This is a genomic window from Rhodococcus sp. BP-261 (genome assembly GCF_019835205.1).
Lineage (GTDB): Bacteria > Actinomycetota > Actinomycetes > Mycobacteriales > Mycobacteriaceae > Rhodococcoides > Rhodococcoides kyotonensis_B.
This window is the reverse complement of the sequence record NZ_JABUCO010000001.1, coordinates 322,926-336,456: the sequence shown is the minus strand read 5'-3', so window position 1 is coordinate 336,456 and position 13,531 is coordinate 322,926. Positions and strand designations below refer to the sequence as shown.

The window sequence follows — 13,531 nt, the reverse complement described above, 5'->3', positions numbered from 1 at the left end:
TCACATTGTCGAGAAAGAGTAGAGAGCAGTAATGAGCATCGAGGTGTCCAACGAGTCGGGGATGGACGTCTCCGAAGCGGAGCTCGTGAGCGTCGCCAGGTTCGCCATCGCGAGCATGGACGTGCACCCTGCAGCGGAACTGTCGATGGTTCTCGTCGACTCGGCGACGATGGCCGATCTCCACATGCGGTGGATGGACCTCCCCGGTCCCACGGACGTCATGTCGTTCCCGATGGACGAATTGGAACCGGGTGGCCGTCCCGACGCGCCCGAACCAGGCCCGTCGATGCTCGGTGACATCGTGCTGTGCCCGTCGTTCGCGGCGGACCAGGCGGCAGCGGCAGGGCATCCCCTCGAACACGAGTTGGCGTTGTTGACCGTCCACGGCGTGTTGCACCTGCTGGGCTACGACCACGCCGAACCGGACGAGGAAAAAGAGATGTTCGGCCTGCAGAACCGCATTCTCGAGGAGTGGTACGAGGATCTGCGCCGTGCCGAGGAGAGAGAATTGCAGGCAGCGCGCGATCGTCGACTGCTCGGCAAGACTGGCTTCGCCCGGGGCGACAACCTGTGATCAGTGCGCCGGTTCTCATCGTCGCTGCAGTGATTCTGGTTCCGGTCGCGGGATTGTTCGCGGCAGTCGACTCGGCCCTCAACACCGTCTCGCGCGCACGTGTCGAGGACATGGCCAAGGACGAACGTCCGGGAGCCGTCGGACTGCTGACGGTCGTCGCCGATCGGCCGCGGTACGTCAATCTGACTGTGCTGATGCGCATTCTGTGTGAGATCGGCGCGACGGTCCTGCTGGCGGGCGGCTTGATCGAGCTTCTCGACGAGACCCTCGCGCTCGTTGTCACCGCCGTCGTGATGGTCCTCGTCAGCTACGTCGTCGTCGGTGTCGGTCCCAGAACGCTCGGTCGTCAGCACGCGTATTCGATCGCGTTGTCCGCCGCGCTCCCGTTGCGTGGGCTCGGATGGATACTCGGACCCATCAGCCGTCTGCTCATCCTGATCGGTAACGCCATCACCCCCGGCCGTGGTTTCCGCAACGGCCCGTTCGCATCCGAGATCGAACTGCGCGAGCTCGTCGACATGGCGCGTGAGCGCGGCGTCGTCGCGGACGGTGAGCGGAAGATGATCCAGTCGGTGTTCGAGCTGGGAGACACGTCGGCGCGTGAGGTGATGGTGCCGCGTCCGGAAATGGTGTGGATCGAATCCGGCAAGTCCGCGGGCCAGGCGACGTCGCTCGCCGTACGCAGCGGTCACTCGCGAATCCCGGTGATCGGCGAGAACGTCGACGACATCGTCGGCGTCGTCTACCTCAAAGACCTTGTGCAGCAGACGTATTACTCCACCGACGGCGGACGTGGAGTCAAGGTCGATCAGGTCATGCGCCCTGCGGTGTTCGTACCCGATTCGAAGGCGCTCGACAGCCTGTTGGCGGACATGCAGCGTTCACGCAATCACATGGCTGTGCTCGTCGACGAGTACGGCGGCACAGCCGGATTGGTGACCATCGAGGATGTTCTCGAAGAGATCGTCGGTGAGATCGCCGACGAGTACGACGCCGACGAGGTCGCACCGATCGACGATCTGGGTGACGGCAGCTTCCGTGTCTCCGCGCGAGTTCCGCTCGAGGACGTCGGCGAATTGTTCGGCCTGGACATCGAATCCGAGGACGTCGACACCGTCGGCGGGCTGCTGGGCTACGAGCTCGGCCGCGTGCCGTTGCCCGGATCGCGCGTCGAGTCGCACGGGTTGATTCTCGTCGGCGAGGGCGGTGCGGATCAGAAGGGGCGAGTTCGGGTGACTACTGTTCTCGTCGAGAAAGCGCAGTCCTCGGAGCCGTCCGGGAACGACGACGACCACGACACCGAGGATGCCGATGCCTGAATCGAACGACCGAAACTTCCATTCCGGCTTCATCTGCTTCGTCGGACGACCGAACACCGGGAAGTCCACGCTGACCAATGCGTTGGTCGGCACGAAGATCGCCATCACGTCGTCGCGGCCGCAGACCACGCGTCACACGATCCGCGGCATCGTGCATCGCGAGCACGCGCAGTTGATCCTCGTGGACACTCCCGGATTGCACCGTCCCCGAACGCTTCTCGGGCAACGGCTCAACGACCTGGTGCAGGACACGTACTCCGAGGTCGACATCATCGGACTGTGCATCCCCGCCGACGAGAAGATCGGCCCCGGTGACCGCTGGATCCTCGAGCAGGTGCGTCACATCGCGCCCAAGACCACGTTGATCGGCATCGTCACCAAGATCGACAAGGTCAAGAAAGAGCGCGTCGTCCAGCAGTTGATGGCGCTGTCGAACCTCCTCGGCGAGAACAGCCACGTCATCCCGGTGTCCGCCGCGTCGGGTGAGCAGGTCGAGAAGTTGGTCGATCTGTTCGCGGCCGAGCTGCCCGAGGGCCCCGCGTTCTACCCCGACGGCGAGCTGACCGACGAGCCCGAAGAGATCTTGATGGCCGAACTCATCCGTGAGGCCGCACTCGAAGGCGTGCGCGACGAATTGCCGCACTCTCTCGCCGTCGTCATCGAGGAAGTCAACCCTCGCGAGGGGCACGACAACATGCTCGACGTGCACGCCATCCTCTACGTCGAGCGCCCCAGCCAGAAGGCCATCATCATCGGCAAGGGTGGATCGAGGCTCAAGGAAGTCGGAACTGCCTCCAGACTTCAGATCGAGAAGCTTCTCGGCACGAGGATCTACCTCGATTTGCACGTCAAGATCGCCAAGGACTGGCAGACGGACCCCAAGCAGATGGGAAGGCTTGGTTTCTGAGTCTCGCCCCACGGTTCACGCAAACGCATATGCATTTGCGTGAACTGGGTGCCCTTCCCACGCAAACGCATGTGCATTTGTGCGGGTTCGGCGATCCAACAGTTGAAACGGTGAGTTAACACCACTGAAAGCGTTCTGCTGTTTACTCGGATCGACTGCCCGTCGATCCGAAGGACGCACATTATGCCCGATCACGACATCGCGTCCATTGTTGCTGCCATGTCCTCGTCAGCGGCGCCGCGACGTATGCACGGCGCAATCGATTACCTTCGGTACGAAGGCCGTTGCGACAGTTTCCTTCTCGCATACCGAGACCAGTCGACCGAACGGTTCGTGACCGTCGAACAGCGCGGATACGGAGACGACGTAGCGCAGTTCCTCACCGGCGACATCGATACGCTGCCGGAGTTCGAGAAACAGTTCAGCCACCTGGACGAGGTCTTCGACTGGACCGAGGTCCCGGGCTTCGGGACATCCGAGACGGCGGTGACGGTGTTGCGCCCCGGCGGGTTCGCCAACGGCGTCCTCATGCTCCTGCACGACGACGCCGGTTCGATCATCGGAATGTGTCACGGAAACGTAGAGCGGGAGCAGTTTCCCGATCCCGCGAAGGCTATCCTCGAGCGAATGCGGCCCGCATTCACCAGGTACGCGAGTGATCTGCGCGCGAAGTCGCGCTTCCGGCTCACCGCACGCGAGACGGAGATCTTGTCGCTCGTGCGTCAGGGACTGTCCAACGCCGAGATAGGGGAGACTTTGGTGCTGTCCCCACGCACGGTCACGACCCACGTCGAGAAAATTCTGCGCAAACTCGGTGTACCCAACCGCGTCATGGCTGCGGTCTACGCCACCGAACTCGGCCTCGGTGACGACCGACGTACCGTCGATTCGATGGCGCTTGCGGCGCCGTAGCGTACTTTCTCACACACTTCCAACACGGCCGTTACACGGCGGAAACATCGGGCTTTGTCATGCCCGATAGATTCATATGCTCTGTGACGCACGGCATTTCGAAGAGTGAAGAGATACGCATTTCGACGTATTCCTTCCGGCTTCTCGGTTCCTTACGGTTGCACTATCCCGCTCGGTTCGACGGTGCACCGTTCGGCAAAACGGAGGCGTATCGCTCTCCTTCAGACCCGTAGATCGAAGGAACAACTTCCATGAACATCGCTCTTGACGGGTTGAACGAATGAAGCCCGGTCGTACACTGGCAGGCCTCGCTGTCGCCGCTGTGCTGACGATGTCGTCCCTCACTGCGTGCAGTACTGCCGACGCCGTCGTCACCGACAACACGTTCGTCATCGCCATCGAATCCGAAGCGGACGTCCTCGATCCGCAAGTCGCGGGCGGTTGGGTGACGTGGCGTATCAATCAGCAGATCTTCGAACCTCTCGTCACCGAGGACTTGCGGACTCCGTCCAGCGAAGCGCCCGTGCCCGCGCTGGAACCCGGTCTGGCCGAATCGTGGGACATCTCGCCCGACGGGCTGACTTATACGTTCCATATTCGGCAGGGCGTGAAGTTCCACGACGGGACGCCGCTGGACGCCGCAGCCGTGGAGTACAACTTCCGCCGCATGTGGGACAAAGAGGCTCCGCAGTACTCGGCCAAGGCGGCTGGCCAGACGAACTTCATCTGGCAGAACACCGAATCGATCCAGGCGACAGACGAATTCACGCTGGTCGTGAAGCAGAGCACTCCGTTCTCACCATTCCTTCGTATGCTGGCACAGGGCGGCAACGGGTCCACTGCGATCATGAGCCCGACGGCCATCGAGACGTACGGCGCGGACATCGCCGATCACCCCGTCGGCACCGGCCCGTTCGTGTTCGACGAGCGTATCCGCGGTGAGCGGATCAGCCTGAAGCGCAACGACGATTACTGGGGCACCGAGCCGTCCATCCAGGGTGTCGTATTCCGCCCCCTTCCCGACGCGTCGGCCCGCGTCGCCGCACTGCGCAGCGGTGACGTCGACATGATCGCCGTGCCGAGTCCGGACAGCGTCGACAACCTCGTCGACGAGGGTTACCAGTTGTCCGAGGGCACTCCGCCTCACGTCTGGTACCTCTCGTTCAACATGCAGGACCCGAACATGGCCATCAAGGAGGTTCGCCAGGCGATCAACCTCGCGATCAATCGCGACGGAATGGCCACGGACCTGCTGCGTGGCACGGTGAATCCGGCCTACGGAGTGCAGGCACCCGCCAACGGTGCCTACGTCGAACGCACGGACGCCTACACACGTGACATCGACAAGGCAAAGGAGCTTCTCGCGTCCGTCGGACTACAGGATGGTTTTTCGACCACGTTGATCACGTCGGTCGACGGCTCCGGCCAGATCATTCCGACGCAGATGGCCGAATACCTCCAGCAGAACCTCGCCGAGATCGGCATCACGATGAACATCGAGACGCAGGAATGGATCTCGTACCTCGGTACCTGGGCGCAGGGAATGAAGCCCGGGACCGGAATGGCGCAGATGTCCTGGGGAATGACGACGCCGTACTGGCTGTACATCGTCACATCGTCGAAGCTGCAGGCGCCGAACGGCGTCAACGTCGGCTATTACTCGAGTCCGGAGTTGGATGCGGTGATGGACAAGGCGATTCAGGCCACCGACGAGAACGTCGCGAACGACTTCTGGCGGCAGGCGAACGACATCGTCACCGAGGACGCGGCACTGGCGCCGGTCGTCAACGACAAAGCTCCTTACGTTCTCGCGCCGTACGTCTCGGGATTCGTCTCGGCCAGCGAGGAGTGGTACGACCTGAAAGAAGTGAGGCTCGAGCAATGACCGGAACTCTGCGTTCACGACTACTGTCCACCGTCGCTGTACTTCTCGGCGTCAGTCTTATCGTCTTCCTGCTCCTTCAGTTGGTCCCGGGTGACCCTGCTTTGACCATTCTGGGTTCGGGCGCGACACAGGAATCCGTCGCGGCAGTCCGGAGCGAGCTGGGGCTCGATCGCTCCCTGCCCGTTCAGTACCTCGACTACATGGGCGGCCTGCTCCAAGGCGATCTCGGACGGTCGCTAACGGTCAGCAAGCCCGTCACCGAGATCATGATGCCGCGGTTCTGGAACACGATCATCTTGACCGTCGCTGCTCTCGCGTTGTGCATCGTCATCGGTGTTCCGCTCGGAATTGCTGCGGCCCGCAAGCAGAACGGCGTGTTCGACCGCATCGCGATGTTCGTGTCGCTGGCCGGTGCCAGCGTCCCGGTGTATTGGTTCGGGCTTGTCCTGATCGGTTTCTTCTCGATCAACCTCGGAATCTTTCCGACGTCGGGCATGTACAACAGCCGGCACCCGGGTGGCTTCGTCGACATGCTGACGCACCTCGCCCTTCCGGCGCTCGCGGCGGCACTCGTGCCCCTTGCCGTGATCGCTCGCATGACGCGAAGCGTCATGGTCGACGTCCTGCAGCAGGACTACATCCGTACCCTGCGCGCGTCGGGCCTGTCCGAGCAGTCGATACTGTGGCGGCACGGACTCCGAAACGCGTTGCCGCCCATCGTGAACGTGATAGGCCTGCAGGTCGGCTACCTGCTCGGTGGCGTGGTGTTCGTCGAGGTGGTCTTCGGATGGCCTGGCCTCGGTCAGCAGCTCTACACCTCGATCACCCAACGCGACATTCCCGTCGTGCAAGCGGGTGTGCTGTTCATCGCACTCGCATTCGTCGTGGTCAACCTCATCGCCGACATTGCCGTCGGACTCCTCGATCCGCGTACCAGAAAGACGGTGAACGCATGAACGCCGCAGTCGACATCGATATTCGTACGACCACTGCCGCGGCGCAGGGAGCAGCTGCTCCCGAAGCCTCTACGTCGCAGTGGAGATTGGGGCTCCGCACGTTCTGTCGTGACAAGGTGGCACTGGTCTCGGCGATCTTTCTGATCCTGGTGGCACTCGCCGCGATTTTCGCGCCGATGCTGACGTCGTACAGTCCGATCGCGGGCGATCCGGTGAACAGATTGGCCGGCATCGGAACCGACGGGCACATCCTCGGTCTCGACGGCCAAGGTCGAGACATTCTCGCACGCCTACTCTACGGCGGTAGGAATTCGCTTCTCGTGGCAGTGATTCCGGTGCTCGTCGTGTTCCCGCTGGCACTGCTGATCGGACTGTTCGCAGGCTACAAGCGCAGCCGTGCGGGCGAGGTCCTCATGCGGGTACTGGACGTGCTGTTCGCGTTCCCGCTGGTGCTTCTCGCCATCGCGCTGTCTGCTGTTCTCGGTGCGGGGCTGGGCAACGTGATGCTGTCGATCGGCGTGACGTTGGTGCCGTACATGGCCCGCGTCGCCTACACCGCGACCGTGCAGGAAGCGAGCAAGGAATACATCGAAGCCGCTCGGGCGTACGGAGCCAACCCCGGGCACCTGATGTTCCGCGAACTCGCACCGAACGTCGTCGCGCAGCTGATCGTGTACGCAACGACGTTGTGCGGCCTGATGATCGTCGTCGCGGCCGGATTGAGCTTCCTCGGTGTCGGTGTCGTGCCTCCGACGCCGGACTGGGGCATCATGACCTCCGACGGCTCGAGCGTTCTGCTCGAAGGCATCTATCACATCGCCACCATCCCCGGCCTTGTCATTCTTTTCGTCGCTCTCGCGTTCAACCTCGTCGGCGACGGAATCCGTGACGCTCTCGACCCCAGGAAGCAGACACGATGACCAACCAGCCTTTGTTGGACGTGCAGAATCTGCGCGTCGACTTTCACACCGACGGCGGCGTCGTACATGCCGTCAAGAACGTGTCGATCACGGTGCAGCCGGGCGAGATTCGCGGCCTGGTCGGCGAATCAGGTTCCGGTAAGAGCGTCACGTCGCTCAGCGTCCTCGGATTGCTGGGGACCGACCGCGCCCGCATCGAGGGCGGAAGGATCATGTTCCGCGGAGAGAATCTGCTGGAGAAGTCCGACAAGGACATGCGCGGAATCCGCGGTAGTCACATAGGACTCGTGTCACAGAATGCCTTGAGCGCGCTCGATCCGTCGTTCACGATCGGCTCGCAGCTGATCGAGGTCATCCGGCTGCACCAGAAGGTCGACAAGGAGACCGCACGCAAGAAGGCGCTCGAATCCCTCGAATTGGTCGCGCTGCCAGATCCGGTACGGCGCATGAAGGCTTACCCGCACGAGCTCAGTGGTGGTCAGCGTCAGCGCGTCGTCATCGCGATCGCGTTGGCGTGCAGGCCGGAACTTCTGCTCGCGGACGAGCCGACGACGGCTCTGGACGCCACCGTGCAGAAGCAGATTCTCGACTTGCTGCTCGACATCAATCGTGAACTGGGAACGGCGGTTCTGATCGTCACCCACGACTTCGGCGTCGTCGCCCACCTGTGCTCTCAGGTAACGGTCATGCGTCACGGCGAGGTCATGGAATCCGGTGCGACCTCCGACGTACTGGAACGTCCGCAGCACCCGTACACGCAGGGGTTGATGAACGCAGTACCGAAACTGCATCTGGACGAGTCGGCGCGTGCGATACCGCGCCGCAACCGCCGGCTCTTCGAATTCAAGCAACTCGCCACCGCCGGAGGTAATTGAGATGATCGAACCAGACTTTGCCGACCCCCTGATTGCCGTGCGCGACCTGCGCAAGGTGTACAAGGTTCGCGGTGACAAGAAGGCCGCCACTGAATTCGTCGCCGTCGACTCGATCAGTTTCGACATTGCCAAGGGCGAAACCTACGGCCTGATCGGGGAATCCGGGTCGGGTAAGACCACTACGGGCCGCATGGTCCTCGCTCTCGAGAAGGCCACATCGGGTTCGGTTCATTTCGAGGGCAACGACATCACCACGATGTCCGAGCTCGACATGCGTCGTTACCGCAAGCGCATGCAGATCGTGTTCCAGGATTCCGGGTCGGCATTCAACCCGCGTCGCAGCGTCGGCGCGCAGATCGGATTCGCGCTCGAACGATTCCGCATGGCGGACAAGGGAGAGATTCGCAGCCGCGTCCTCGACATGCTCAGCCGCGTCGGCATGGAAGCGGCGCACTACGACCGCTACATCCACGAATTCTCCGGCGGTCAGCGTCAGCGCCTGGGCATCGCGCGGGCGCTGATCACCGACCCCGACTTCCTCGTACTCGACGAACCCACCGCAGCCCTCGACGTCTCGGTGCAGGCGCAGATCCTGAACCTTCTCAAAGACCTTCAACAGGAACGAGATCTGACGATGCTTCTGATCACCCACAACCTCGCGCTGGTCGAGCACATGTGCGACCACGCAGGTGTCCTCGACCACGGAACGCTCGTCGAATCGGGGCCCGTCGACGATCTGCTGACCACACCCGAGACTGCCATCACACGCGCTCTCGTCGACGCGGTCCTCGAACCCGCGGCGGTGGCATCGTGAGCGAATACAGTTGGGCAGCAGAATATCTGCGCTCTCACGGAATTCCAGACGCAATCGTCGGCGACGTCGACCAGGCGGCTGGGTCATCGCTGGCATCGGCGAAGCGACTGGCTGCGGCCGTCGCACCCAGCGATCCACTGCCGCTGATTCTCGACACGACCGCAGGAGGCCCGCGATGATCGAACCCACACAGGCGACCGCGCTGGCCATCAATCGCGGCGTCGAATCGGGCGAGCTCGACCCCGTCGACGTCGTGGACGCATACTTGGACCGGATCGCGGCCGTCGACCCAGCTCTCGAATCGTTCGTCCTCGTCGCTGCCGAAGAAGCACGAGCCGATGCGCTGCTGCAGCGTGAAGCCGTGCGGTCCGGCATCCCAGGTGGGCCGCTGCGCGGAGTTCCGTTCGCGGTCAAAGACCTGTACGACACCGTCGGGCATCCCACCCGATCCGGATCGCTCGCGTCGTCGGATGCACCGGCGGCAGCCGACGCGGCAACGGTGACGGCACTGCGGGACGCTGGTGCAATCTTGATCGGCAAGACCACGACGCACGAGTACGCGTACGGCGTCACGACGCCACCGACGAAGAACCCGTGGGGGTTCGATCGTGTCCCCGGTGGGTCGAGCGGTGGTTCGGGTGCGGCGGTCGGTGCTCGGTTAACGCCCATCGCGATGGGAACCGACACCGGTGGTTCCATCCGCATCCCGGCTGCACTGTGCGGGGTCACGGGCATGAAGGCGACGTACGGCCGAGTCAGCAAACGCGGTGTGACCGTACTCAGTTGGACGCTCGACCATGCCGGACCGTTGACGACCACCGTCGCCGACGCGGCCGCCGCTCTCGGTGTGCTCGCGGGTCACGACCCGCAGGATCCGTACAGTGCGCAGATCGCGGTACCGAATTTCACCGCGATGCTGGACCGCGGAGTCGACGGCCTGCGTCTCGGAGTCAGCGAGCAGTACTTCTGCGATCGCCTGGAGCCCGGCGTGGCGTCGGCGTTCGAGGACGCCGTTCGCGAACTGGAACGGGCGGGCGCGACCATCGTGCCGGTGACGTTCCCCGGCGTCGAATTGTCGCCGGACATTGTCGGAGTCGTCGCCAGCGTCGAAGCGGCGTCGTTCCATCAGCACCGCGCGAACGAACGCCCGGATCTGTTCGGCCCCGACGTCGTCGACGCGCTCCGCGCCGGTCACCTTCACACGGGAGTTGCATACGTGGACGCGCAGCGCGCCCGATCCGTCGTCACGGCCGGCATGCACAGCGTTTTCGCCGGCGTCGACGCGTTGCTGTCGCCGACGATCGCCGGTACCGCACCCGTTCTTGGCTCCGTCCGATCGCCGTTGGGCGACAACGACATCGACGTGCTCAACGCACTCAACGCACTGACAGTCCCCGCCAACGTCACCGGGATGCCCGCGCTGTCGGTGCCGTGCGGATTCGACGGAGGGCTGCCGGTGGGCTTGCAAATCATGACACCACCATTCCAGGAAGCACTTGCCTTCGCCGTCGGGCAGGCATTCGAAGCCCGGACCGACTTCGCCGCGGCAGTACCCTCCGCGGCATCCGTCAAGACAGGAGAATTACTATGACAGACAACGATTTCCAGCCGTCGAAAGAGCAGCTCGCGACGGTGTTCGAGTACGCCGGATTACCGGTGAGTGCCCAGCGTCTCGACTCCGAATTCGACACCTACAGCTCCACTCTCGCGCTCATCCGCAAAGCCAGCATCCGCGGCATCGGCGAAACCGTCCCCGCCGCAGCATTCAACGCGTCCTGGGAATAGGCACACATAGCATCGGAAAGGCACGCACATGGAACTCTACGAACTCTCGCTGTCCGACGTCGCTGACAAGATCAAATCGAAGGAAGTCTCGCCCGTCGAGGTCGCGCAGTCCTCACTCGATCGTCTCGCCGAGGTCGAACCCGCCATCACGTCGTTCGTCACGGTGACGGGGGAGCACGCACTCGCGCAGGCCGCGGCCGCCGAGGCGGAGATCGCCGCAGGTAACTACAAGGGCGCACTGCACGGAATTCCGCTCGGCGTCAAGGACCTCTACGACACCGCAGGGATCCTCACCACCTCCAGTTCGGCGCAGCGTGCCGACAACGTGCCGACGGCGGACTCGGCGTCCGTGGCGAAGTTGTACGACGCGGGCATGATCATGGTCGGCAAGACCCACACGCACGAGTTTGCCTACGGCGCAACGACTCCGACGTCCGGAAACCCGTGGGATCCCACACGCACACCCGGTGGGTCGTCGGGTGGATCGGGCGCGGCCGTCGGTGCAGGCATCGTCCACGTGGCTCTCGGTAGCGACACGGGCGGTTCGATCCGTATTCCGGCGGGTCTGTGCGGAACCGTCGGGCTCAAGCCGACGTTCGGACGCGCTTCGCGAGCAGGCGTCGCGTCGCTGTCGTGGTCGCTCGACCATGTCGGACCACTGACACGCAACGTCGTCGACGCAGGCCTCGTCATGGCAGCCATGTCGGGATACGACCGTCGCGACCCGGCCTCGGTGAATCTCGGCATTCCCGACTTCGTCACCGGGATCGACGGCGGTGTGGCAGGCAAGCGAATCGGCATCCCGACGAACTTCTACACCTATCACGTCGAGCAGGAGACCCAAGACGTCGCGCGACGCGCAGCGGAGGTGCTGCAGGGCCTCGGAGCAGAACTGGTCGAGGTGGAGATCCCGCTGGCCGAGTACATTCTGCCGGTCGAATGGGGCATCCTGACGGCCGAAGCCAGTGCCTACCACATGGATGCGCTGCGGCACTCTCCCGAGAAGTTCACCGAGGAAGTCCGGACTCTCGTCGAGGCAGGCGAAGCCGTTCTGGCCACCGACTACATCAACTCCATTCGCCTGCGCACTCGGATTCAGGAAGCGTGGCGGGACATGTACAAGGACATCGATGTTCTACTCGGTCCGACTGTTCCCGGTGTCGCAGCGTTGCGCGAGGACCCGTACTTCCGCTGGAACGACGGTGTGGTCGAGGGCGCGACGAGCGCGTATTCGCGAATGTCCGCTCCGGCCAACGTGACCGGCCTTCCCGCGTTGCAGGTCCCTGCAGAGTTCTCCGCGATGGGCCTCCCGATCGGTGTCCAGATCATCGGCAAGCCATTCCACGAAGCCGAAATCCTGCAGGTCGGGTACGCGCTGGAGCAGGCGAGCGACGTCGTCGGACGTATCGCGCCGGTGGCCTCTGCGGCGCCAGTACCGGTATGACGGCCTCACGTGCCGCGGTCTCGTCTATCGTCGTGATCGAGGAGATCGTGGGGCACGAGCTCGAGTCCGATATCGCGACCGTCTTGCACGAACTGCGTCACGGGCATCGCGTCGAGTACGTGCACCTCGATCCCGCCGATCTCGATCGCAGTCGTCTTCGGGTGACGTCCGACGCCGGTGTCGACTACGCGATCGCACTGCCGCGAGACAAGAGGTTGGTCGACGGGGCCGTCCTGCTGATGAACGACAGCGGCGCGGTCGTCGTCCGTGCCGGGCAACCACGTGAAATGGTCCTGCACGCGACGGATGCAGCATCGGCACTCCGGTTGGGCTTCCTGGCAGGGCACCTGCACTGGAAGGCAGCGATGGTGGACGCGACGATGACGGTGACGCTCGAAGGACCCGAATCGGATTACCGTGCACGCATCGAGGACCTACTCGCATCGGGCGGCGTCGAACAGATTCCCGAGTGACGTCGACGGAGCTACTCGCTGTTCTCCGGTTGGCGGACAGCGCCTTCCCATCGGGAGGATTCGCTTTCTCCTCGGGACTCGAAGGCGCCGTCCGTGACGGATTCGTCGTCGACGAGGCCGACGTCGCCGCGTTCGCGGAGGAAGCCATTGCTTCTCGGTGGCACGCCCAAGATCGTGTCGTGCTTCGGCGGGCATGGAACGATCCTCGTGAGGCGGACGACCTTGCGGAGGCGTCGACCGTGACGTCGACCCTCCGCGAGGCGTCGCGGCGATCGGGAGCGGCGTTGCTGTCGACCTTCGCCTCGCTCGACAATGCCGACGCCGTCGCCTATCGGGCCATGGTCCTGACAGGCGATGCACCCGGTCATCTCCCGGTCGCACAGGCAGTCTCCTACCGCGGCCTCGGTCTGAGTACGTCGGCGGCCGAGGCAATCAGCGGATGGCAGGTTCTGTCCGGAATCGCCAGCGCTGCACTGCGACTCGGTGTGACCGGACACATCGGGTCGCAGCGAGTGATGCTAGCCGCAGAGGCCGTGCTGTCCGAGATCCTGGACGCGCCCGTCGACCGACAACCGTCGTCGTTCACCGCGTTCGCAGATATCGCCGCGCAGCGTCGCAGCGACGGAATCCGATTGTTCGCCAGCTAATTTTCTTCCGAAGGAGACAT

15 protein-coding genes are annotated in these 13,531 nt (G+C 63.5%); all 15 read left to right on the top strand.

Features of this window, described 5'->3' with window-relative positions; translation table 11 throughout:
* Window positions 1-31 precede the first annotated feature (31 nt).
* The 15 genes from ybeY (at window position 32) to HQ354_RS01505 (ending at window position 13,511) form a co-directional block, all read left to right on the top strand.
* Window positions 32-574: an rRNA maturation RNase YbeY gene (gene ybeY, locus HQ354_RS01575; protein WP_068420416.1), complete on the top strand. Its 543-nt coding sequence runs from the start codon at window positions 32-34 to the stop codon at window positions 572-574.
* Window positions 571-1,893, top strand: a complete 1,323-nt coding sequence (locus HQ354_RS01570; protein ID WP_068420418.1) for a hemolysin family protein — start codon at window positions 571-573, stop codon at window positions 1,891-1,893. Before ybeY ends, HQ354_RS01570 begins: the two co-directional genes overlap by 4 nt.
* Complete coding sequence (gene era / locus HQ354_RS01565) at window positions 1,886-2,800, top strand: GTPase Era (RefSeq protein ID WP_068420902.1); 915 nt, start codon at window positions 1,886-1,888, stop codon at window positions 2,798-2,800. The genes HQ354_RS01570 and era overlap by 8 nt, the downstream gene beginning before the upstream one ends.
* A gap of 183 nt (window positions 2,801-2,983) precedes the next feature.
* On the top strand, window positions 2,984-3,712 hold the full coding sequence (locus HQ354_RS01560) for a response regulator transcription factor (RefSeq protein WP_068420419.1): 729 nt from the start codon (window positions 2,984-2,986) through the stop codon (window positions 3,710-3,712).
* Window positions 3,713-3,992: 280 nt separating this feature from the next.
* Window positions 3,993-5,597: an ABC transporter substrate-binding protein gene (locus tag HQ354_RS01555; RefSeq protein ID WP_068420420.1), complete on the top strand. Its 1,605-nt coding sequence runs from the start codon at window positions 3,993-3,995 to the stop codon at window positions 5,595-5,597.
* The gene (locus HQ354_RS01550) at window positions 5,594-6,553 is read left to right on the top strand and encodes an ABC transporter permease (RefSeq protein WP_068420421.1); all 960 of its coding nucleotides are present in this window, start codon (window positions 5,594-5,596) and stop codon (window positions 6,551-6,553) included. The genes HQ354_RS01555 and HQ354_RS01550 overlap by 4 nt, the downstream gene beginning before the upstream one ends.
* Window positions 6,550-7,473 carry an ABC transporter permease gene (locus HQ354_RS01545; RefSeq protein WP_114332109.1) on the top strand — a complete coding sequence of 308 codons (924 nt, stop codon included), beginning with the start codon at window positions 6,550-6,552 and terminating at the stop codon, window positions 7,471-7,473. Before HQ354_RS01550 ends, HQ354_RS01545 begins: the two co-directional genes overlap by 4 nt.
* Window positions 7,470-8,348: an ABC transporter ATP-binding protein gene (locus tag HQ354_RS01540; RefSeq protein WP_068420424.1), complete on the top strand. Its 879-nt coding sequence runs from the start codon at window positions 7,470-7,472 to the stop codon at window positions 8,346-8,348. The genes HQ354_RS01545 and HQ354_RS01540 overlap by 4 nt, the downstream gene beginning before the upstream one ends.
* Window position 8,349: 1 nt before the next feature.
* Complete coding sequence (locus HQ354_RS01535) at window positions 8,350-9,162, top strand: ATP-binding cassette domain-containing protein (protein WP_068420426.1); 813 nt, start codon at window positions 8,350-8,352, stop codon at window positions 9,160-9,162.
* Window positions 9,159-9,341, top strand: coding sequence for a hypothetical protein (locus HQ354_RS01530; RefSeq protein WP_068420428.1), 183 nt, complete (start codon window positions 9,159-9,161; stop codon window positions 9,339-9,341). The genes HQ354_RS01535 and HQ354_RS01530 overlap by 4 nt, the downstream gene beginning before the upstream one ends.
* Window positions 9,338-10,753: an amidase gene (locus HQ354_RS01525; protein WP_068420429.1), complete on the top strand. Its 1,416-nt coding sequence runs from the start codon at window positions 9,338-9,340 to the stop codon at window positions 10,751-10,753. Before HQ354_RS01530 ends, HQ354_RS01525 begins: the two co-directional genes overlap by 4 nt.
* On the top strand, window positions 10,750-10,947 hold the full coding sequence (locus tag HQ354_RS01520; protein ID WP_068420430.1) for a hypothetical protein: 198 nt from the start codon (window positions 10,750-10,752) through the stop codon (window positions 10,945-10,947). Before HQ354_RS01525 ends, HQ354_RS01520 begins: the two co-directional genes overlap by 4 nt.
* Window positions 10,948-10,975: 28 nt before the next feature.
* Window positions 10,976-12,391 carry an amidase gene (locus HQ354_RS01515; RefSeq protein WP_167678807.1) on the top strand — a complete coding sequence of 472 codons (1,416 nt, stop codon included), beginning with the start codon at window positions 10,976-10,978 and terminating at the stop codon, window positions 12,389-12,391.
* Entirely contained in the window at window positions 12,388-12,864 is a 477-nt protein-coding gene (locus tag HQ354_RS01510; protein WP_068420433.1) for an urease accessory protein UreE, read from the top strand. Before HQ354_RS01515 ends, HQ354_RS01510 begins: the two co-directional genes overlap by 4 nt.
* On the top strand, window positions 12,861-13,511 hold the full coding sequence (locus HQ354_RS01505; RefSeq protein WP_222634034.1) for an urease accessory protein UreF: 651 nt from the start codon (window positions 12,861-12,863) through the stop codon (window positions 13,509-13,511). The genes HQ354_RS01510 and HQ354_RS01505 overlap by 4 nt, the downstream gene beginning before the upstream one ends.
* Window positions 13,512-13,531: the final 20 nt, after the last annotated feature.

What these genes read in the sequence shown, in the direction of transcription:
- HQ354_RS01540 (WP_068420424.1), top strand. Translation starts at nt 7,470, where the DNA reads ATGACCAACCAGCCTTTGTTGGACGTGCAGAATCTGCGCGTCGACTTT.
- HQ354_RS01520 (WP_068420430.1), top strand. Translation starts at nt 10,750, where the DNA reads ATGACAGACAACGATTTCCAGCCGTCGAAAGAGCAGCTCGCGACGGTG.
- HQ354_RS01555 (WP_068420420.1), top strand. Translation starts at nt 3,993, where the DNA reads ATGAAGCCCGGTCGTACACTGGCAGGCCTCGCTGTCGCCGCTGTGCTG.
- era (WP_068420902.1), top strand. Translation starts at nt 1,886, where the DNA reads ATGCCTGAATCGAACGACCGAAACTTCCATTCCGGCTTCATCTGCTTC.
- HQ354_RS01510 (WP_068420433.1), top strand. Translation starts at nt 12,388, where the DNA reads ATGACGGCCTCACGTGCCGCGGTCTCGTCTATCGTCGTGATCGAGGAG.
- HQ354_RS01560 (WP_068420419.1), top strand. Translation starts at nt 2,984, where the DNA reads ATGCCCGATCACGACATCGCGTCCATTGTTGCTGCCATGTCCTCGTCA.
- HQ354_RS01535 (WP_068420426.1), top strand. Translation starts at nt 8,350, where the DNA reads ATGATCGAACCAGACTTTGCCGACCCCCTGATTGCCGTGCGCGACCTG.
- HQ354_RS01545 (WP_114332109.1), top strand. Translation starts at nt 6,550, where the DNA reads ATGAACGCCGCAGTCGACATCGATATTCGTACGACCACTGCCGCGGCG.
- HQ354_RS01515 (WP_167678807.1), top strand. Translation starts at nt 10,976, where the DNA reads ATGGAACTCTACGAACTCTCGCTGTCCGACGTCGCTGACAAGATCAAA.
- HQ354_RS01525 (WP_068420429.1), top strand. Translation starts at nt 9,338, where the DNA reads ATGATCGAACCCACACAGGCGACCGCGCTGGCCATCAATCGCGGCGTC.
- ybeY (WP_068420416.1), top strand. Translation starts at nt 32, where the DNA reads ATGAGCATCGAGGTGTCCAACGAGTCGGGGATGGACGTCTCCGAAGCG.
- HQ354_RS01550 (WP_068420421.1), top strand. Translation starts at nt 5,594, where the DNA reads ATGACCGGAACTCTGCGTTCACGACTACTGTCCACCGTCGCTGTACTT.